Origin of the sequence: Solwaraspora sp. WMMB762 (assembly GCF_049179115.1) — a bacterium.
GTDB lineage: Bacteria > Actinomycetota > Actinomycetes > Mycobacteriales > Micromonosporaceae > Micromonospora_E.
Genome location: NZ_JBMHMD010000001.1, coordinates 2,283,610 through 2,303,768, shown reverse-complemented (window position 1 = coordinate 2,303,768; position 20,159 = coordinate 2,283,610). Strand labels below are relative to the sequence as shown.

Annotated in this window: 15 protein-coding genes and 1 pseudogene; 7 read left to right on the top strand and 9 right to left on the bottom strand. The window is 72.1% G+C overall.

What is annotated here, in order from left to right:
* Window positions 1-16 precede the first annotated feature (16 nt).
* The 5 genes from ACN27J_RS10105 to ACN27J_RS10085 form a co-directional block, all read right to left on the bottom strand.
* Window positions 17-1,798, bottom strand: coding sequence for a putative bifunctional diguanylate cyclase/phosphodiesterase (locus ACN27J_RS10105; RefSeq protein WP_421365414.1), 1,782 nt, complete (start codon window positions 1,796-1,798; stop codon window positions 17-19).
* Window positions 1,791-2,600, bottom strand: a complete 810-nt coding sequence (locus ACN27J_RS10100; RefSeq protein ID WP_421365412.1) for an SAM-dependent methyltransferase — start codon at window positions 2,598-2,600, stop codon at window positions 1,791-1,793. The genes ACN27J_RS10105 and ACN27J_RS10100 overlap by 8 nt, the downstream gene beginning before the upstream one ends.
* A gap of 177 nt (window positions 2,601-2,777) precedes the next feature.
* Window positions 2,778-3,446 (bottom strand): response regulator transcription factor, encoded by a 669-nt coding sequence (locus ACN27J_RS10095; protein ID WP_123602728.1) that lies wholly within the window; start codon window positions 3,444-3,446, stop codon window positions 2,778-2,780.
* Between the two features lie 7 nt (window positions 3,447-3,453).
* Entirely contained in the window at window positions 3,454-5,094 is a 1,641-nt protein-coding gene (locus ACN27J_RS10090; protein WP_278174564.1) for a GAF domain-containing sensor histidine kinase, read from the bottom strand.
* 71 nt (window positions 5,095-5,165) lie between these two features.
* Window positions 5,166-6,962: an AMP-dependent synthetase/ligase gene (locus ACN27J_RS10085; RefSeq protein ID WP_421365410.1), complete on the bottom strand. Its 1,797-nt coding sequence runs from the start codon at window positions 6,960-6,962 to the stop codon at window positions 5,166-5,168.
* 172 nt (window positions 6,963-7,134) lie between these two features.
* Here ACN27J_RS10085 and ACN27J_RS10080 point away from each other — a divergent pair, with 172 nt between their 5' ends.
* The 6 genes from ACN27J_RS10080 to ACN27J_RS10055 all read left to right on the top strand — a co-directional run bounded on the left by ACN27J_RS10080 (window position 7,135) and on the right by ACN27J_RS10055 (window position 12,505).
* The gene (locus ACN27J_RS10080; protein ID WP_421365408.1) at window positions 7,135-7,596 is read left to right on the top strand and encodes an SRPBCC family protein; all 462 of its coding nucleotides are present in this window, start codon (window positions 7,135-7,137) and stop codon (window positions 7,594-7,596) included.
* A gap of 14 nt (window positions 7,597-7,610) precedes the next feature.
* The gene (locus ACN27J_RS10075; protein ID WP_421365407.1) at window positions 7,611-8,318 is read left to right on the top strand and encodes a hypothetical protein; all 708 of its coding nucleotides are present in this window, start codon (window positions 7,611-7,613) and stop codon (window positions 8,316-8,318) included.
* A gap of 106 nt (window positions 8,319-8,424) precedes the next feature.
* The gene (locus ACN27J_RS10070; protein ID WP_421365406.1) at window positions 8,425-9,372 is read left to right on the top strand and encodes an ROK family glucokinase; all 948 of its coding nucleotides are present in this window, start codon (window positions 8,425-8,427) and stop codon (window positions 9,370-9,372) included.
* Between the two features lie 73 nt (window positions 9,373-9,445).
* The gene (locus ACN27J_RS10065) at window positions 9,446-10,249 is read left to right on the top strand and encodes an endonuclease/exonuclease/phosphatase family protein (RefSeq protein ID WP_421365404.1); all 804 of its coding nucleotides are present in this window, start codon (window positions 9,446-9,448) and stop codon (window positions 10,247-10,249) included.
* Window positions 10,250-10,286: 37 nt separating this feature from the next.
* Window positions 10,287-11,690 (top strand): flavin-containing monooxygenase, encoded by a 1,404-nt coding sequence (locus ACN27J_RS10060; protein ID WP_421365402.1) that lies wholly within the window; start codon window positions 10,287-10,289, stop codon window positions 11,688-11,690.
* Window positions 11,687-12,505 (top strand): alpha/beta hydrolase, encoded by an 819-nt coding sequence (locus tag ACN27J_RS10055; protein ID WP_421365400.1) that lies wholly within the window; start codon window positions 11,687-11,689, stop codon window positions 12,503-12,505. Before ACN27J_RS10060 ends, ACN27J_RS10055 begins: the two co-directional genes overlap by 4 nt.
* Window positions 12,506-12,528: 23 nt before the next feature.
* On the opposite strand, the gene ACN27J_RS10050 is transcribed toward ACN27J_RS10055, so the two are convergent.
* From ACN27J_RS10050 to ACN27J_RS10040, 3 genes and pseudogenes are all read right to left on the bottom strand, one after another.
* Window positions 12,529-13,941, bottom strand: coding sequence for an alpha,alpha-trehalose-phosphate synthase (UDP-forming) (locus tag ACN27J_RS10050; protein ID WP_278170335.1), 1,413 nt, complete (start codon window positions 13,939-13,941; stop codon window positions 12,529-12,531).
* Window positions 13,942-14,760: 819 nt separating this feature from the next.
* Window positions 14,761-15,246 (bottom strand): annotated as a pseudogene (locus ACN27J_RS10045) (hypothetical protein); the annotation flags it as partial.
* 150 nt (window positions 15,247-15,396) lie between these two features.
* Complete coding sequence (locus ACN27J_RS10040; protein WP_421365397.1) at window positions 15,397-18,978, bottom strand: ATP-binding protein; 3,582 nt, start codon at window positions 18,976-18,978, stop codon at window positions 15,397-15,399.
* Window positions 18,979-19,196: 218 nt separating this feature from the next.
* Here ACN27J_RS10040 and ACN27J_RS10035 point away from each other — a divergent pair, with 218 nt between their 5' ends.
* A complete protein-coding gene (locus tag ACN27J_RS10035; protein WP_421365395.1) occupies window positions 19,197-19,391 on the top strand; it encodes a hypothetical protein in 195 nt (64 codons plus the stop codon).
* A gap of 59 nt (window positions 19,392-19,450) precedes the next feature.
* Here the strand turns inward: ACN27J_RS10035 and ACN27J_RS10030 are convergent, their stop codons facing one another.
* Window positions 19,451-20,143 carry a Crp/Fnr family transcriptional regulator gene (locus ACN27J_RS10030; RefSeq protein ID WP_123602718.1) on the bottom strand — a complete coding sequence of 231 codons (693 nt, stop codon included), beginning with the start codon at window positions 20,141-20,143 and terminating at the stop codon, window positions 19,451-19,453.
* Window positions 20,144-20,159 lie beyond the last annotated feature (16 nt).

Here is a 20,159-nt window from a genome sequence, read left to right as displayed (position 1 = left end):
CTGACCCCCGGCGGCGTCACGTTAGTCGTTCGGTGATCCCGTCGGCTGGTCCGGGCCGGCCGAAATGCCAGCCCTGGGCGGCGTCGCAGCCGATTGCCCGGAGCCGCTCGGCCTGCCCGGCGGTCTCCACTCCCTCGGCGGTGACCGTCAGCCGTAGCGTGTGGGCCAGCGTCACCAGGGTGAGCAGGATGCTCTCGTCGGTCCGGTCGGTGCCCGCCGGGGCACGGAGCCCTTCGACGAACTTCCCGGCCAGCTTCAGCTCCTGCACCGGCAGCGAGCGGAGGTAGGACAGGTTGGAGTAGCCCGTCCCGAAGTCGTCGATGGCGATCCGTACGCCCAGGTCGGCCAGTTCTCGCAGGGTGCGGACCGGTCCGTCGGCGGTGCTCATCAGGGCGCTCTCGGTGATCTCCAGCTGCAGCCGGTCGGCTGGTAGCCGGGTGTCGGCGAGCACCTCGGTCACGTACCGCACCAGACCGGGGTCGTTGACCTGTCGGACAGCCAGGTTGACACTGACGAACGGGGCGTTCGCGCTGCGGTCCAGCCAGCGCCGGGCCTCCCGGCAGGCTTCCGCCAGCACCCATGATCCGAGCCGGACGATCAGCCCGGAGTCCTCGGCGAGGGAGATGAACCGGTCCGGCCCGAGTACCCCCATCGTCGGGTGCCGCCAGCGGACCAGCGCCTCGACGCCGAGCAGCGCGCCGCCGGCGAGCGCGACCAGCGGCTGGTAGTCCAGGTAGAACTCGCCCCGGTCGAGAGCGGCGGGCATCGCCGCGGACAGCGCGTACCGGGCCAGCTGGTGGTCGTTGCGCACCGGATCGAACAGCGCCCACCGGCCCTTTCCCGCCGATTTCGCCCAGTGCAGGGTGACGTCGGCGGCCCGCATCACCTCGCTCGGGGTGGTGCCGGCGACCAGGCGCTCCACGATGCCGATGCTGGCGGTCACGGTCAGCTCGTGGCCGTCGACGACGACCGGTTCGCCGATCGCGGCGAGCGCGGCCTCGGCGACCTTGAGCACGTCGTCGGTGCAGGTGGTGTCGGCGACCAGGATGACGAACTCGTCGCCACCGATGCGGGCCACCAGGTGTTCGCCGACGCCCCGGCGCAGCCGCTCGGCGACGGAGACCAGCAGCAGGTCCCCGATGTGGTGGCCGAGGGTGTCGTTGACGATCTTGAAACCGTCGAGGTCGACGAAGCAGACGCCGAGTCGGCGTCCGTCCCCGCCGGTACGCCCGGTCGTGCTGAACACGTCGTCCAGCCGCTGGGTGAACAGGCTCCGGTTGGGCAGATCGGTGAGCGGGTCGTGGGTGGCCCGGTGCCGGTAGCGGGCCTCGCTCTCCCGCAGCGCGATCTCGGCCTGCTCCCGGGCGACCAACGCCGCGCGGCGGATGGTCTCCTGCTCGTCCAGGGTGCGGTCGCGCAGCGCCCGGGTGTAGCCGGTGGCGATACCGCCGAGCAGCCGTGCCATCCGGTCCGGCATGTCCGGGTCGTCGATGTCCAGGTCGCGCAGTAGTCGCAGGTCGAGTACCTCGATGGTGCGGCCGAGCCCTTCCGCCGAGGCGATGTGCGCGGCGACCAGGTCCGAACCGACCTGGTAGCCGACCCGGATGGTGAACGGCTCGGCGCGCAGCGCCGTGACGAGCCGTACGGTCAGGTCGCCGAGAAACGCCTCCAACTGCTCCTGGGTCAGCGGCAGGTAGCTGGTCCCGGTTACCGCCTTGGCCCAGGCCCGGGCGACGGCGGCGACGCCCGGTGGCCGTCCACCGGGCGGATCGGCGGCCGGCTCGGACTGCTCAGCCACCGAGTCGGCCTACCCCGCCCATGAAGACGGCACGCTCGGCGTCCTCGGCCGCCTCGGGCGACTCGGGGCGCCACTGCGGCACCCAGACCACGCCCGGCGGTAGCAGGTCGAACCCGTCGAAGAAGCTGGTCAGCGCGGCCCGGGACCGGATGTTGAGCGGGTTGTCGGTGCGCCGGTAGATCTGGTCCGCCTCGAGGCGTTCCTCGTCGCTGCGACCGTCGTCGCTGGCCTGGGACAGGACCAGATGGCTGCCGGGCGCGAGGGCGGCGCGCAGCTCGGCCAGGATCCCGGCGGGGTCGTCGGAGTCCGGCACGAAATGCAGGACCGCGACGATCAGCACCGCGACCGGTTGGTCGAAGTCGAGTAGCTTGCGCACCTGAGGATCGTGCAGGATCCGTTCCGGGTTGCGCAGGTCCTCATGCAGGATCGTGGTCCGGTCGTTGCCGGCGAGGATCTCCCGGCTGTGGGCGACGGCGACCGGATCGACGTCCACGTAGGCGACCTTCGATTCCGGTGCCAGCCGTTGGGCGATCTCGTGCACGTTGCCCACAGTGGGGATCCCGGAGCCGATGTCAAGGAACTGCCGGATTCCCGACTCGACGAGGAATTGCACGACGCGGCGCATGAAGGCCCGGTTCGCCTGGGCCATCAACGGGGCATCGGGAACGGCCGTGATCATCGCCTGGGCGGCGGTCCGATCGACGGCGAAGTTGTGTGAGCCGCCGAGGTAGTAGTCGTACATCCGGGCGACGCTCGGCCGCTCGACGTCGATGCTCTCCGGTGCCCAGTGCGGCCGATCCATCTTCGCCCCTTATGTCCCTGTCTGGCCGTTTGCTGGCTGGCTGGTGGCGCTAGCCATTGTGCCCGCTGCGTGCCCGGGCATCCAGAGCGTCCGAACCGCGAGGTTCCCGCCGCGCCGGTCAGAGTCGCCACGGTCGACGTGGGCCGGCCCACCCGTCGCCGGCACCACGTGACCAGGTCAGAACTTCGGAGCGTCCGGCGCCTCGAGCAGACCGAGCCGCAGCGCCGTCATCAGCGCCTGGGCCCGGTTCGCCGCGCCGAGCTTCTCGTACAACTTGGAGATGTGCGTCTTGGCCGTCGACTCGCTGACGAACAACTGCTTGGCGATCCCGGCCACGCTCATCCCGTCGGCGAGCAGGCGCAGCACCTGGCCTTCCCGGGGGGACAGTTGCGGTCCGGACGGCGCGAGCCGGCGTTTCATCGCCTCGGCCAGGTCAGCCGCGGTGAACGCGCTCGGCGAGGAGGCCGCGTGCCGGGCCGCCGCGACCACCTCGTCCGCCGGTGCGGTCTTCGGCACGAACGCGCTGGCCCCGGCCTCGAGCGCGCCGAACAGTTGGTCGTCGCCGGCGTACATGGTCAACACCACGATGCCCATCGTGGAGCTGGACTTGCGCAGCGCCCGGGTCGCTTCGAGGCCGCTGCCGTCCGGCAGCCGCAGGTCCATGATCACAACATCTGGTTGCAGGGCGCCCGCCTGGCGTACACCCTCGGCCGCCGTTGCGGCCTCACCGACGACCTCGAACTGGCGGTCGCGCTCGAAAGCGTGCCGCAGGCCCTTCCGGATGAGGTCGTGATCATCGACAAGCAGGACCTTGGTCCGGGTGGTCGGTGTGGGGCTGGTGGTCATGCTGTGGCTACTCCCCTTCTGGTGCTGTCACGCTATCGCGCACGCTATCGCGCCGGGGCGAGGTTCCGAGCACCACTGCCACGGTCGTTCCGCTCGGGTGTCGTGGCCTGATCTCCAACCGGCCCCGGATACGTTCCGCTCTCTCTGCCATGATCGCAAGACCGTACCGCCCGTCCGGACGCTGGTCGGCGATCCCCTGACCGTCATCCGACACTTCTATTTGCGCGTACGGCGGGTCAATGTCGCACGTGACCCACAGATTCGCGGCACCGGCATGCTTGCGCGCATTGGTAATCGCCTCCTGAGCGATGCGCAGCAGTTCCGCCTCGGTGGCCGCCGGCAGCCGGGCCCCGGACTCGTCCAGCGACAGGTGCACCCGCAACCGGCCGGACGATCCGACGGTACGGGCGTACTCGGCGATCGCGGCCGCCAGCCCGCCGTGCCGGTCCACCTCACTGCGCAGCTCGAACAGGCTCAGCCGCAGCTCGGTGATCACCCGGGTGACCTCGCCGCGCAGCGTCCGTAGGTCCTCGGCGGTCTCGTCACTGCCCTCCGGCAGGGTGGCCAGGGCGTTGTCGATGCCATAGCCGACCATCACCAGCTCCTGGGCCACCCCGTCGTGGATCTCCCGGGCCAGCCGTTGCCGTTCCTCGTTGGTGGCCAGCGACCGGACCTCGTCGAACAGCAGCGCGGCCTCCAGCCGAAGCGCCGCCGGGCGGGTCAGCGCGGTGATCCGGCCGACCACCGGCGGCGGGTAGGCGTTGGCGCTGTCCGTCTCCAGGATCACCAGACCGACCGTGCGCACCCCGGCGACCAGCGGCACCACCAGCGCCGACACGTCACCGCCGGGATGCGACCGGGCCTGCGAGCGGGCCGCGGTCTGCGGCAGTTGGCTGGCCCAGGCGTCGGCGATGGCCGAATCGGCGTCCAGAGTCGTCTCCCAGTCGACCCGATCCAGACCGGCCTGGGCGAGCACCACCAGCCGCCCTCCACCGCTGCCGGAGAGCACCGCGGTGCGACCGGTCGGCGCCACCGCCCGCAGCTCCTCGATCAGATGTTCGGAGATGCTGCCGGGGTCGAGCGTGGCACCGGGCAGCTGCCGCGCGACGCTGCGCAGCTGGGTGAGCAGCCGGGTGGCCTCCGCGTACGGGGCCGGCTTGCTCTCCCCACGGGCCTGCATCACCTGCTGCAGCGTGCCGGCGGCCACGATGCCGAGGCTGGCCAGGATCAGCCACTGCGTGCAGACCGCGACGTAGCCGAGCTGGGCCAGCTGCGGTCGGCCGTCGATCGTGGTGAACAACCCGCTGAGGGCCAGGGTGAGCGCGGTGACGCCGAGCAGCGCGGTCGCCTCGCGGGTCCGCCGTTGCAGCACCGCCACGGTCAACGGCACCGACAGGTACGGCAGCATCGCCGACGCGCCCAGCCCGGCACCGATGGAGCCGCGCAGGTTGGCGGCGGCGGCCACCTCGCTCGTGGCCAGGCCGACGATGACGACCTCGGCGAGGCGGCCGAGCATGGCGATGACCGGGTGACGGGGGACGAGCACCGCTGGGGCGCCGGCGACCGCCAGCAGCGCCACCCAGCGCAGTTCGCCGAGGTCCCGGGTGGTGACCAGGGTCAGCACCGCGACGAGCGCGAGCATGACCAAGCGCGCCACCGCGGCGAGTGGATGCGGACGGGGCGCGTCGGATGTCGGTGCGGACACGTGACGGATGGTAGTCAGCCCCCGTAGATTTCGGCGATCTCGGCCTCGTAGTTGGCGTGCACCACCGCCCGTTTCACCTTCAGCGACGGGGTCAACTCGCCGCTCGCCTCGGTGAAGTCGCGGGCCAGCACCCGGAACCGCCGGATTGACTCGGCGGCCGAGACGGCGCGGTTCGCCTCGTCCACGGCCTGCTGGAGTTCGGCCAGCAGCGTCGGATCGTCGCGCAGATCGGCGACGGTGCGACCGGCCGGGTGACCGTTGCGTTCCAGCCAGCCCGGCCAGGCGTCCTCGTCGACGGTGAGCAACGCGGCGATGAACGGCCGTCGGTCGCCGACCACGACGCACTGGCTGACCAGCGGGTGGGCGCGCAACTGGTCCTCCAGCACGGCGGGCGCGACGTTCTTGCCGCCGGCGGTGACGATCAGCTCCTTCTTGCGACCGGTGATGGTCAGGAATCCGTCGTCGTCGAGCTGGCCGAGGTCGCCACTGCGGAACCAGCCGTCGTCGGTGAGCACCTCATCGGTCTGCTGCCGGTTGTTCCAGTACCCCTGGAACACCAGGTCGCCGCTGATCAGCACCTCGCCGTCGTCGGCGATCCGGACGCTGACGCCGGGCAGCGGCCGGCCGACGGTGCCGATCCGGATCGCGTGCTGCAGGTTGACCGACACCGCCGGGGAGGTCTCGGTCAGCCCGTACCCCTCGTAGACGGTCACCCCGACGCCGCGGAAGAAATGCGCCAACCGGGCGCCCAGCGGGGCGCCGCCGGAGATCGCGGTGCGGCACCGGCCGCCGAGCGCGGCCCGCAGCTTCCGGTAGACCAGCCGGTCGAACACCGCGTGCCGGGCGCGCAGCCCGAGCCCCGGCCCGCCGGGGGTGTCCAGCGCCTCGCTGTAGGCGACGGCCACCTGGTCGGCCCGGTCGAAGATCGCACCCTTGCCGGCGTCGTAGGCGCGCTGCCGGGCCGCGTTGTAGACCTTCTCGAAGACCCGGGGTACGGACAACACGAAGGACGGGCGGACGCTGGCCAGGTCGTCGACCAGGTTCTTCGGGTCGGCCGCGTGGGTCATCGTGGCCCGGGCGTGCACCGCGCCGATCTGGATCAGCCGGGCGAAGGAGTGGGCCAGGGGCAGGAACAACAGGGTCGACGCGCCCTCGTGGAACAGGTTCGGCAGACCGGGGATCGCGTTGGCGATGTCGGCGTACATGTTCCGGTGGCTGAGCACGCAGCCCTTCGGCCGTCCGGTGGTTCCACTGGTGTAGATGATCGTGGCGATGTCGTTCGAGGTCAGCTGCTGGCGGCGGTGCTGCACCTGGGCGGCGTCGACGGTCCCGCCCCGGGCCAGGATCTCGTCGAGACCACCGGTTTCCAGCTGCCACACCTCGCGTAGCGCGGGCAGCCGGTCGCGGACCGAGGCCAAGGTGATCGCGTGCCCGTTGGTCTCCAGCACGCAGGCGACCGCTCCGGAGTCGGCCAGGATCCAGCTGACCTGCTCGGCGCTGGACGTCTCGTACACCGGCACGGTCACCGCGCCGATCGACCAGATCGCGTAGTCGAGCAGCGTCCACTCGTACCGCGTCCGGCTCATCAGACCGACCCGGTCGCCGGCGTTGATTCCCGCGCCGATCAGGCCGCAGGCGACCGCCACCACCTCGTCGCGGAACTCCCGGCAGGTCACCTCCTGCAGCCCGTCCGGTCCGGGCCGGGTGAACTGGACCGCGTCCGGTGCGGTCTCGGCGTTGTCCCAGACCGGATCGGTCAGGTTGGCGGCATCACCGACCGTGACGACCGGTGGTACGGAGAACTCGCGCACCTGCACTCCTTGTGCTCGCGGGCTGAGGCGGACCGGACCGGCGGTGCACGTCCGGCTACCCGCAACCTACCGGGCGACCGATGACCTGCGCGGTCAGCCCGCTGCCGGTGGCGGCCGGACGGTTGTCGGCCACTGGCTTGATCTTGGCCCGGCACCGGGTAGCCTGCCCCACATGGCGGAGTCCTCCACCAAGTCGATCGTCGTCGCCGCGCCCGCGTCCCGGGTGACGGCGGTGATCTGCGACTTCGTGCGCTACCCCGAGTGGACCGAGGCGCTGGACCGAGTCGAGGTGCGCCAGGAGTACGAGGATGGATACGCCCGTGAGGTCCGCTTCGTGCTGGACGCCGGAGTGCTCACAGACGAGTACACGTTGATCTACGAGTACTCCGAGGACCTGTCCCGGATCGAGTGGCGGCTGGCTGAGCCGTCCCGGATGCAGCGCCGGCAGGACGGTGCGTACGACATCGAGGACAACGGGGACGGAACCACCACGGTGACCTACACGCTGGAGGTGGAGCTCTCCGTCGGGATGCTCGGGATGTTCCGCCGCAAGGCCGAAAAAATGATCATGGATGCTGCCCTGACACAGCTCAAGCACCGAGTGGAACAGCTCGGTGCGACGGAGACAGGCTAGGGGGCGGGCCGACGGTGGGCACAGATCCTCGCTCCGCGCGGGCGGAGGCGGAACGGTTGGTGGCGACCGCGTTGGCGATGGCGCAGCTGGCGGCGCGCGGCCAGCGGCTCGGCGCCGGCGCCGCCGGCGGCCTCGGCCTGCTGCGTGACCTGCTGGGCGGCACCGGGCCGGTCGCCACCGGCGACCCGGCCTGCTGCGTCTGCCCAATCTGCCGGGCCATCACGGCACTGCGTGACCCCAGCCCGGAGCTGGCCGACCGGCTGGCCGCCGGTGCCGGGGACTTCGCCGCCGGAGTCGCCAGCCTGCTGCGTGCCCTGGCCCCGGAGCGTCCGGCAGACTCCGCCGGGCAATCGGAGCGTCCGGCTGACCCCGCCGCGCCGCCGGAGCCGGCGGCCGGTTCGCCGGCTGCGGATCCCGCCGGCCCGCCGCCGGACCGGCACGATCCGCCGACCGGCCGGATGACCTCGGACGACGAGGTCTGGCGCCAGGCCACCTGGACCATGGATGATTCGGACTCAGCGGGTGATCGGGACGTCTGGTCGGCCGCGACGAACGCCCCCGTCGACGTCGCCGGGACAGGCGCACCACCAGCCCAGGGCCGCTCCGGCGGTCCGGCGGTGACCGCCCCGGCGACACCCGGCGCGGATGCCGCCGGGGCGGAGCCGGACCGGTCGGGTGCCACCCGGCCGGACCACGGCCGGCCGGGACCTGATCCGGCCTGAGCCGGCACCGTCCGGCCGGACGACTGCCCCGGCGGTGGACAGCCGCCGGATCGGACCCGGTGCGGACACCGGCGCGCGAAGAGCACAGCAGAGGGGAGCGGCAGCGGTGACGCTGACCATCGGAGTCGACATCGGTGGCACCAAGGTCGCCGGCGGGGTCGTCGATCCGGACGGAAAGGTCCTGGCCCGGACCCGGCACGAGACGCCGGCCGACGACGTGGCCAAGACCCGGGACGTGATCATCGAGGTGGTGCTCGAGCTGGCGGCGAACCACCCGGTCGGCGCGGTCGGTATCGGGGCCGCCGGATGGATCGACGCATGTCGTTCAACTGTGCTGTTCGCCCCGAACCTCGCCTGGCGGGACGAACCGCTGCGGGAGTACGTGAGCGCGGCGGTCGACCTGCCGGTGATCGTCGAGAACGACGCCAACGTCGCGGCCTGGGCAGAGTTCCGACACGGCGCCGGCCGGGACGCCGCCGACTCGATGGTGATGTTCACCGTGGGCACCGGCATCGGCGGCGGCATCGTGTACGGCGGCGAACTCGTCCGTGGCGCGCACGGCATCGCCGCAGAACTCGGCCACATGCTGGCGGTCCCGGACGGACATCAGTGCGGCTGCGGCCGGCAGGGCTGTATCGAGCAGTACGCCAGCGGCAACGCCCTGGTCCGGTTCGCCCGTGCCGGTGCCCGGCAGGAACCGGACCGGGCGACCAAACTGCTCGCCCTGGCCGGTGGCGACGCCGAGGCGGTCACCGGGCCGATGGTCACCACCGCGGCCCGCTCCGGTGACCCGGTCTCCTGCGAGGCGTTCGCGCAGATCGGGCGTTGGCTCGGCATCGGCCTGGCCGACCTGGCGCAGATCCTCGATCCCGAGGTGATGGTGATCGGCGGCGGCGTCGTCGACGCGGGTGACCTGCTGCTCGGCCCCGCTCAACGGGCATACACCGATGCGCTGGCCCAGCGGGTCCGCATTCCGGTGGCCGAGGTGCGGCCGGCCGAACTGGGCAACGCCGCCGGTGTGGTCGGTGCGGCCGACCTCGCCCGGCGGATCTGAGCCGACCCGCCCACCGGATTTGGGCGCCGCCCGCCGGATTCCGGCCCCTTCACATCGTGCCGAGGAGGAGACTGTGACGGCTGACCAGACGACCGCGCCGCAGCGGCCCGGTGTGCGGCTGCGGGTGCTCACGTACAACATCCACGGCCAGCGTGACGACCGGGCCGCGCTGGCCGAGGTGGTCCGCCAGATCGCCCCGGATGTGGCGATCCTGCAGGAGGCACCGCGTCGGTGGCGGTGGCGGACCAGGTCGGCCGCGCTGGCGAACGCGTTCGACATGGTCGTCGGATCCGGTGGGCCACCGCCGTTGGGCAACCTGGTGCTGACCACGCTGCGGGTACGGGTGGGGAGCACCTGGTCGGTCCGGTTCCCGCTGACGCCCGGCCGGCACCTGCGTGGCGCGGTGTTCGCCCGCTGCGCGGTCGGCCCGGCCCGCTTCGTGGTGGTCGGATCGCATCTGTCCACTGATCCGACGGAGCGGCCGGCGCAGGCCCGGCTGCTCCGCCAGGCCTGCGCCGACGTCGACGGGCCGGTGATCCTCGGCCTGGACGTCAACGACCAGCCGGCGGACCCCGACGACCCGTCGCCGACCGACGCGGACGCCCAGGTGGCGGACCGCGTCGGCGAGGCGTGGCGGTTGGCCGCCGCCGGGTTCACCGACGCCGCTGCCGCCGTCGGGGCGGGCCGGGCCGGCACGTTCCCGGGCCGCGACCCGCGCCGCCGGATCGACGCGATCTTCGTCGATCCGCGCATCGAGGTGATCGGCTGCCAAGTGGTGGACACCCCGGCGGCGCGGCGGGCGAGTGACCATCTTCCGGTCGTTGCCGATCTGGTGCTCACCGAACCGGCACCGGGACTGGACAAGCGGGGCGGCTAGCCGGCACGATTTCGCAGCCGTACGAAGGAGATTGCCGGTGTCTACTTCCGCTGACTACGACAGCCCCACCACCGGTGACGACCGGTGGCGGGACGACCGCCCGATCTCCGAACAGGGTGAGAACGTCTGTGTCATCGGTGCCGGGGCGAGCGGGTTGTGCGCGGTCAAGAACCTGCGCGAACAGGGGTTCGGGGTCGACTGTTACGAACGGGAGACGGGCGTCGGGGGTGCCTGGAACTGGCGCCACGACCGCAGTCCGGTCTACGCCAGCACCCATCTGATCTCGTCGAAGCCGTTCAGCCAGTACCCCGACTTCCCGTTGCCGGACAGTTGGCCCGACTACCCGCACCACAGCCAGTTGCTGGCCTATCTGGAACGCTACGCCGACCATTTCGATCTGCGCCGGCACATCTGGTTCGGCACCGAGGTGGTACGGGTCGAACCGGCGCCGGGGGACCGCTGGGACGTGACGACCCGCAGCGCCGGCGGCAACGGTGCCCAACGCACCCAGCGCTACGCCGCCGTGGTCGTCGCCAACGGACACAACTGGGCACCCCGGCTGCCCGACTACGAAGGACTGTCCGATTTCACCGGCCAGGTGATCCACGCGTCGGCCTACCACGACGCGACCCAGCTGCGCGGCCGGCGGGTACTGGTGGTGGGCGGCGGCAACACCGGATGCGACATCGCGGTCGAGGCCGGGCAACAGGCGGCCCGCTGCTGGCACTCCACCCGCCGGGGCTACTGGTACACCCCGAAGTACCTGTTCGGCCGGCCGAGTGACCAGGTCAACGCGGGGCTGCTCGCCCGGCGTCTGCCGCGCTGGCTGCGACAGGGAGTTCTCCACCGGCTGCTCCGGTTGGTCGTCGGTGACCAGACCCGGTTCGGGCTACCGGCTCCGGAGCACCGGGTGTTCGACGCCCATCCGGTGGTCAACAGCCAACTCGTCCTGCACATCGGGCACGGCACGGTCCGCCCGGTGCCCGACGTGGCCAGGTTACGCCGGCACACCGTGCAGCTCGCCGACGGCACCGAGGTGGATCCCGACCTCGTCGTGCTCGCCACCGGTTACCAGCCCCAGTTCGACTTTCTCGACCCTCGGGTGCTCGGCGTCGACGCGGACGGCCGGCCCCGCCTGCACCTGCACACCTTCGCCCCGGGACACCCGACGCTGTCGGTGGTCGGGCTGGTGCAGGCGGAGTTCGGGGTCTTCCCGCTGGTCCACTGGCAGAGCGTGATGGTCGCCCGGTGGCTGCGTGCCCGGTCGGCGGACCCGGCGGCCACCGCGGCCCTCGCCGCCCGGATCGAGGCCGGCGCGGGACGGCCCTGGCACGACGCCAAGGTGACCGACCCGGCCCGGCGCTGGTTCGAGGTCAGCCACGTCACCTACCTGCGCGCGCTGCAGGAGACCCTGGACAGTCTGGAGGTGGCGGCCCGATGAGCCGTACCCTTGCGGCCCCCCGCATCGTCCGTACCCGGGAATGGGCCAGACCAGTCCCAGCGGTGCGCCGCGAGGTGCTGCACGCCGACGTGTCGCGCGACGAGGGCCGACCGCCGCTGCTGTTCGTGCCCGGGTTCGGGCACGGCGCGTGGGTGTTCGCCGAGCACTGGCTGGAGCGGGCCGCCGAGCGCGGGTTCCCGGCGTACGCGGTCAGTCTGCGCGGGCACGGGGACAGCGGGGCGGCGCCGCGGGCCGACCTGCGGGCGTACGTGCACGACGTGGTGCAGGCCGCGGCCGGCCTGCCCCGGCAGGCGGTGCTGATCGGGCACGGCGCCGGGGCGTTGGTGGTCGGTCACGCGTTGGCCCGCTATCCGGCGCGGGCCGCGGTGCTGGCCGCCCCCGTGCTCGGTGGCTGGCCGCTGCTCGGCGCGGCGCTGCGGCGCAATCCGTTCGGCACCCTGCCGGCCGTCTTCGGCGGGGCGTTGCGGCTGCGCGCCGGTCAGCTGTTCAGCCGGGAGCTTCCGGAGGCCGTCGCACTGTCCTACGTGGATCGTTTGGGGCGCGCGTCGGCCCGGGCCCAGTGGCAGCTGCTGGTCCGCCAGCGGGTCGAGCCGCCGGTCGGCGATCCACCGGTGCTGGTCCTCGGCAGCCCCGACGACCGGGTGGTGCCGGCTGCGGTGTTGGACCGCGCGGCCCGGCGGTACGGGGGCGCTCCGTTGCTGTTCCCAGGGATGGGCCACGATCTGATGCTCGACGCCCGCTGGACGGAGCCGGTCGACGCGATCCTCGACTGGCTGGACAAGGGTGCCGGCTGACCGCTGGCGATCGGCCGGTGGGATCAGGCGGTGAGCCGGGCGGCCAGGGAACCGGTGCGGTCCAGCGCGGTGAGGTAGCCGTGCACCCAGGCTCGGATGTCGTGGGTGCGCAGATGCTCGCGCATGGAGCGCATCCGGTCCGCCACGTCGGTCGGTGACGCCTCCAGCGCGTGCATCAGCGTCAATTTGAGTCCGTCGAGATCGTGCGGGTTGACCAGGTACGCCTGCTGGAACTCGGCGGCGGCACCGGCGAACTCGCTGAGCAGCAGCGCACCGTCGTCGTCGACCCGGGCGGCGACGTACTCCTTGGCGACCAGGTTCATCCCGTCCCGCAGCGGGGTGACCGCCATGATGTCGGCGACCCGGTACAGCGCCGCCAGGTCGGCCCGGCTGAACGACTGGTTGAGGTAGTGGATCGCCGGTTCGCCGACCCGGCCGAACTCGCCGTTGATCCGTCCGACCTCGCGTTCCACCCGGTCGCGCAGGATGCGGTACTGCTCGACCCGTTCCCGACTGGGCACCGCGACCTGAACCATCACCGTGTCGCGGACCTTGATGTGCCCGTCGGCGATCAGTTCGCTGTACGCCTTGAGTCGTTGCTCGATGCCCTTGGTGTAGTCCATCCGGTCCACACTGAGGATGACGTGCTGCGGGTCCCCGAGGTCGGACCGCAGCTGACGGGCCCGTTCCAGCACATCCGGCCGGCCGGCGAGGGACTCCATCTCGGACATGTTGATCGACACCGGGAAGGCGCCGATGCGCACCACCCGGTCGTCGATGGCGATTCGCCGGTCGGTGGCCGGCACCTTGAGCACTTTCGTCGCCAGCTGGGCGAAGTTGTGCGCGGCCTGGGCGCGTTGGAACCCCACCAGGTCGGCGCCGAGCATGCCGAGCATCAGCTCGGCCCGGCGCGGCAGCTGCATGAACAGCTCCGGCGGCGGGAACGGAACGTGCAGGAAGAACCCGATCAGCAGGTCGGGCCGCAGCGCCCGGAGCATCCCGGGCACCAACTGCAGGTGGTAGTCCTGCACCCAGACCAGCGCGCCCGGCTCGGCGGCGGCGGCCGCCGCCTCGGCGAAGCGCTGGTTCACCCGCTGGTACGCCTCCCACCACCTGCGGTGGTACGCGGGCTGCTCCACCGAGTCGTGGTACAGCGGCCAGAGCGTGGCGTTGGCGAATCCCTCGTAGTGGTCTCTGATGTCCTCCTGGGACAGAGCGACGGTGTGCATCCGTACGCCGTCGATGTCGGGCAGGCTCGGTGCCGGGCCGGTGCCACCGGCCCAGCCGACCCAGGTGGCCGGGGTGTGCTGCAGGATCGGGTGCAGGGCGCTGACCAGACCACCGGGGCTGCGACGCCATTCGCACGCGCCGTCGCGCGCGACGCTGTCATCCACCGGCAGCCGGTTCGCCACCACGACGAGAGAACTCTGACGCATGAGGGGACCTCGTTTCGCTGCGGCGGTTGCCGCGCATGGCGAGTGATCACGAACTCGTGGGGGATCGGCTACGAGAATTATTCCTACTGAGACCAAGTTACGCGAGTGTTACAGAGTGACCACAGCCGTCAATGAATCCGGATTTTCGCCATCCGTTGGTCAGTTTCAGACGACCGCGCCGTCGTCCAGATCGTCATCCTCGTCGTGATCCGGCCGCAGCCGCCAGATCAACGTGACAAACCCACCGACCACGCCAGCGAAACCGAGCAGGATGGCCAGTCCACGATCCACCGGAAGCACCGTCGGGAAGACGAAGAGGATGAAGCCGGCGATGATCGCCAGTACTCCGAGGACCGCAGCCGACGACAACCGGGGCAACGGGGGCGGCAGGGGAGGCGTGTAACCCTCCTCCGGCTCGTCCGGCAGCCGGGCTCCGAAGGTGTCCAGTCCGTCCAGCAGGGACGGTTCGTCGTCCCGCCGTCCGACGGAGATGTTGGTGTAGCCGACCGCCCACGGCAACGGGTCCGGCGTGCCGGTGGCCGTGCTTTCCGGCTCGGCGCGGCCGTGAGCGTCGTCGCTGTCCCGGCTGGCGCTGTCCCGGCTGGCGCTGTCCCGGCTGGCGCTGTCCCGGTTTGCGCCGGCCCGATCGGCCGGGCCTCGCTCGGTGGCGTCCCGCTCGGTGGCGTCCCGCTCGGTGGCGTCCCGGCCGGCCGGCTCACGGCCGTCGCCCTCGCCTCCGGTCCCGTCCCGGCGCGGACCGGAGGCAAGCGGATCCCGCCTGGTCGACCGGCCCTCGACCGGCAGGTTCTCGACCGGCGGCAGGTTCTCGGCGGCCGGCCAGGGCGCGGCGGTGGGGTCCGCCGGAGCCGGCGCGTGATAGTTGGCGATGATGCCGGCCCAGACGGCGTCGACATCTGCGTCCCGACCGGCCGGCTGCCCCGCGCCGGCCGGAGCAGTCGGGTCCGACGCCGGCGACGCGATCTGCCCGGACCCGGTGGCCGGGGTACCGGGGCGGCTGCCCGGTGCGACCGGACCGTCCTCGGCCAGCTGCACCAGGTAGCCCCGGGCGGTGTCCAGGTGCGCCCGATCGACGAAGAGCCGGTCCACCGGCCGGGCCGGCACGGTGGTCGTGCGGGTGACCGGATTGACGTCCGACGACGGCTGCAGGTATGCCGCGATCCCACCGGCGGCGAGCACGTCGAGCAGGTGTTCGCCGACCCGTGGGTCGACGTCGCCGGCCACGGCGTACTCGGATGCGTCGAGGCCGTTGTCCCGCCGCCCCCGACGCGCGCCACCCGCAGACACCGAATCAACTCCTCACCGGCCGCCGTCGCGTCCTGTCCGCCGGCGGGCCCCCGGCCGGGGGCGTGCCGTGCCCTTGAATCGTGACACGCCGGTAGGTGGTTGTGGGAGTGCGTTGTGCGGTGCCGTGCCCGTCGATCCCACCGCCGGTGGTCACGACGCCAGCGTCGGAGACCAGCGGTAGCCGCCTGTACCCTGGTCGCCGAGGTGCAGCAACCCGGGTGCCTTGTTGCGTAGCGCGAAGCTTCGCACCTCGGCCAGCGCCGCCGCGTCGGCGTCGCGGTCGCCGCCACGCCGCCACGCCGCGACGGCCAGCGCCAACGCGATCATCCGATCGGTGGTCGCGTCGATGTCGGCGAAACCGGCCGCCGCAGCGGCATACAGCTCACCTGCTTGGCGGTCTTCTCCATCGGCCGCCGCCACCGCCCCGGTCACCGTCCGCAGCGCGGCCTCGGCCCACGGGGTCCGATGTTGCACCCGGTCGAGCATCGCCCGTACCTGCACCGCTGGGCCACGCCCGGCGATCGCGGCGGCGAACGCGGCAGCCGCGATCCACTCGCCGCTGGCCAGCGCGGGCACCTTCGACCAGGACCGGTCCAGCTCGTCGAGCAGCGCCGCGGCCTCCGCACCCCGCCCCTGCAGCGCGCGGCACAACGCGCCCAACCCGAGGCTGTTCCAGTACGGCCGGCGGAAGCCGCTGTCCCGGGCCGCGCGCACCGCGTCGGCGACGTCGTCGACCCCGCTCTGGTCGGCCATCGGCACCGGATCGCCGCGCAGCACCCGCAGACACGCCCGTAGGCCCCGTACCTGGATGTCCCACCGCCCACTGGGCGTTGCGACGAAGGCGTCGGCCGCGGCGAGGAAGGCGGCGAAGTCCCCGGCGAAGTAGGCACGCATGGCTTCGCCGGAGTATCCGGTGCTCAGCCCGGAGCCGGACGCGGCACCGGACATCAGCTCCTGGGCGCCGGACCAGTCGCCCTCCTCGCACAACGCGTACGACAGGTTCTGCAGCGCCCGGGGCAGCGCGAGCAACTGGTGTTCGCGACACATCGCGGTGGCCGCCCGCAGCTCGTCCAGCCCGGACCGGTCACCGGCCTGGTACCGGGCCATGGCGACGGTGATCCGGGCGTTGGCCAGCGCCTCGGCCAGCCCCAGCCGGTCGGCGATCTCGGCCGCCGCCCCGGCCGCCGCGACCGCCGGATCCCGTTCCAGGTTGAGCATGTGCAGCCGCCCCAGTTCGGCGTACGCGTCGGCCTTCTGGTCGGTGTCCGGCAGCGCGTCGAACAGTTCCACCGCCCGGTCCAGGCAGCGCAGCGCCTCGTCCCGGTCGGTCCGCAGCCAGGCGGCCCGCCCGAGCAGGGTCCAGGCCCGGGCCGCGCACCCCTGGTCGTTGACCTCGGCCAGCTGGTCGGCGAGCGCCCTCAGCCGGTCGGTGCCGCCGTCGGCGAGGAAGCCCGGGCCGTCGCGCAGGAACGCGAGCTCGGCACCGAGCAGTTCGAGCTGCAACCGCTCACCCAGCCCGTCGGTGCCGGCGACGGTCACCAGGCGCAGCGCGCGTTCCACGTGCCCGCTCGCCACGTCCAGCGCGTGCAGGGCGTACGCCCGGCGGGCCGCACGGTGCAGGGCGTCGCGGGCAGCATCGGCGTACCCGTGGGTCTCCAGACCCAGCGTGTGCGCGATCTCGTGCGCCGCCCACCGGTGGTGGGCCAGCACCTCGGCCAGGTCGGTGTCCCGGTCGCCGGCGAGGGTGTCCAGCCAGTCGGCGGTCCGGGCGTGCCGGGCGACCCGTTCGTTACGGGGCAACCGCTGGTAGCAGACGTCGCGGACCAGCACGTGGCGGAACCGGAATTCGGGTTGCTGCGCCATCGCCGAATCCGGCTGTTCGTGGACGAAGTCGCGCTGCTCCAACCGGCGCAGCGCCCGGTCGACCAGCTCCACCGGCTGGCCGAGGGCAGCGGCGACCGCGCCGGGCCAGAACTGCACGCCGACCACGGCTGCGGCGAGCAGCACTGCCCGGTCGGTGGCGTCCAGCAGATCCATCCGGTTGGCGATCACCCCGTGCACACTGTCCGGGATCGGCAGTTGGCCGCTGCGGGTCAACGCCCAACCACGGCCGCTGCGCCGCAACGCCCCCTGCTCCATCAGCATCCGCACGTACTCGTGGGCATAGAGCGGGTTGCCGTCGGCCACCTCGATCAACGGGCCGAGCAGGTCGGCCGAGAACGGCGCCGCGCCGAACATGTGCGCGTACAGCGCGGCCACCCCGGTGTCGCGCAGCGGCGGCAGGGTGACGGTCAGCGCGCCCGGGGTGGTGCCCGCCCAGGCCGGCTCACGGCTGATCAGCTCGGGTCGGGCGGTGCACAGCAGCAGCAGTGGCACCTGGCGGGCGGAGGCGCCGAGCAGCTCGACGAAGCGCAGCATCGCCTCGTCGGCCCAGTGCAGGTCCTCGAAGACCAGCACGGTCGGCTGCCGGGCGGCCAGGGCGAGCAGGAACCGCCGCCACGCCGACTCGGTCTCCTCGGCCGGCAGGTTGCGGTGCGGCAGCCCGACCAGTGGGCGCAACGCGTCGACCAGCCGGTCCGCCTCCGGCCCGACCAGGGCCTGGACCCCGGCGGCCAACTTCTGCTCGGCGACGGTGGCCAGGTCGGTGTCGAGGATGCCGGCCTCGGCCTTGACGATGTCGGCGAGCGCGGCGAACGTGACGTTCTCCCCGAACGGCGGGCAACGTCCGATCCGCCAGGTGACCGGCTGGTCGACCAGCCGTTCGGTGTGCCGCAGCAGCTCTCGGACCAGCCGGCTCTTGCCGATGCCGGCCTGGCCGAGCACGGTGAGCACCTGGGGGCGCTGGTCGCGGATCGACCGGTACAGCGCGTTGACCAGCAGCCCCAGCTCGTGTTCGCGGTCGATCAGCGGGGTCGCGTCGGTCTGCCGGTCGGCCGGCACCGGACGCAACGGGGCCAGTGCCAGCCACACCTCGGTCGGCGACGACCGGCCGCGCAGCGTCACCGCCGGCTGCGGGTCGTAGCGGATCGCCTCCTTGGTCAGCCCGTGCGTGACGCCGCACACCAGCAACCCGTCGGCCGGTGCCACCGCCTGCATCCGGGACGCGGTGTTGACCACGTCGCCGGCCAGGAACGCCTGGCCGCCGTCGCGGGCCGCGCCGGTGTCGACCAGCGCCTCGCCGGTGGCCACGCCGATGCGGAACCGGAGTCCCTCGCCGGCTGTCGCGGTGAACTCGGTCAGGGCGCGGCGCAGGTCGAGCCCGGCCCGGACGCAGCGCAGGGCGTCGTTCTCGGTGGCCACCGGCGCACCGAACAACGCCATCACCGCGTCGCCGATGTACTTCTCCACCACCCCGCCGTACTGGCCGACGACCCGGCGCGCGATGGAGAAGAAGTTCGTCTGCATCCGCCGGACCTGCTCGGGATCGACCCGTTCCACGTACGGCGTGAAGTTGATCAGGTCGATGAACAGGACGCTGACCCGACGTCGGTCCTCCTGACTCGGCTCGGTCGGCCGTCGGCCACCCTGCGGCTGGCCGCAGGAGGTGCAGAAGCTCGCGTCGGCCGCCAGCGGGCGGTCGCAGTGCGCGCAGACAGGGATGAGCGCCGTACCGCAGCCGCCGCAGTAGCGGTCGTCGTCGGCCGCGGTCCGGCCACACTTTTCGCACGGGGCAGCGATGCCAGCCTCCTCGCGGGAACGTCGAGTCGGGAGCCTACTGTCGCATCTGGCCACCTGCCCTGGCCAGCGGCTATGCCCGGCCGGGCGTGGCGGTGCCGGACCCGACCTGCCGGGGTGGCCGGACTCGCAGGTCACGGCGGGTGCGTCAGCCCGAGTATTGCCGGTGCGGTCAACTGTCCATAACCGGGCTGTTGGCTAATGGACAGTCCATCTACCGGTGGTACCGGGATACATTCATCTGGCCAGATCAGACCGAGCAGGGGAGTCCTGACATGGTGTACGCCAAGTTGGAGAAGGACTGGACGGACTCGTCCGGGGTCAGCCACGGCGCGGGGGAGATGATCGATCTCGACGCCGGCACGCTGGCGAAGTTGCAGGAGGAGGGGGTCGTGGCCGAGGAGTGGATCGGCCCGACAGGGGAGAAGGTCGGCACCAACTGGATCGGCCCGACCAGCACCCAGCCCTGACTGCGGCAGACGTCAGGCCCGGCGGTACGCGCGCCACGCGCGTACCGCCGGTATCGACCTCATCGGTCGGCCATTCCGGCCCGGCGGCGCAGCGCGGCCACGTCGGTCACCACGATCCGCCGACCTTCGGTACGCAGCCAACCCCGGTTGCTGAACGATCCGATCGCCTGGTTGACGCTCTGCCGGGAGCCACCGGCCATCTCCGCCAGCTGGCTCTGGTTCAGCTCGATGGTGATCATCGGGGCCTGGCTCTCCCCGGCCAGCCGGACCAGCGTCTTGGCCACCCGACCGGGCAGATCGAGGAAGACGTGATCGGCGTTCTGCTCGGTGAGCCGGCGGATCAGCGCACCGAGTGAGCGCATCACCGCGTCGAGAATGCGCGGGTTGGAGTGCACCAGATCCATGAACGCGCCCCGGGACAGCGCCAGCGCGGTGCAGTCCTCGATGGCCTCCGCGGACGCCGACCGGGTCGACGCGTCCAGCAGCGACACCTCGCCCAGCACGTCGGGCGGGCGGACGACGGACAACACCGCCCGTTCGCCGGTCGGCGCGGTGCGGAAGACCGCGACGGCGCCCCTTTTGAGCACGATGAGCGACTCGCCCGGGTCGTTCTCGACGAAGAGCAACTGACCCCTGCGGTAGGTGCGGGGCACGGCGGCAGCGATGACCCGTTGCCGGACCTCGGGTTCGAGCCCGGCGAACATGTCCACGCCGGTGAGCGCGTCACCCGGCTCCGGCAGGCGCATCTCCACGGTCCAACCCCTCCCC

Coding starts and splice junctions, on each gene's coding strand:
- ACN27J_RS10095 (WP_123602728.1), bottom strand. CDS start 3,446: ATGACCACCAGCCCCACACCGACCACCCGGACCAAGGTCCTGCTTGTC.
- ACN27J_RS10050 (WP_278170335.1), bottom strand. CDS start 13,941: ATGCGTCAGAGTTCTCTCGTCGTGGTGGCGAACCGGCTGCCGGTGGAT.
- ACN27J_RS10080 (WP_421365408.1), top strand. CDS start 7,135: ATGGCGGAGTCCTCCACCAAGTCGATCGTCGTCGCCGCGCCCGCGTCC.
- ACN27J_RS10100 (WP_421365412.1), bottom strand. CDS start 2,600: ATGGATCGGCCGCACTGGGCACCGGAGAGCATCGACGTCGAGCGGCCG.
- ACN27J_RS10055 (WP_421365400.1), top strand. CDS start 11,687: ATGAGCCGTACCCTTGCGGCCCCCCGCATCGTCCGTACCCGGGAATGG.
- ACN27J_RS10035 (WP_421365395.1), top strand. CDS start 19,197: ATGGTGTACGCCAAGTTGGAGAAGGACTGGACGGACTCGTCCGGGGTC.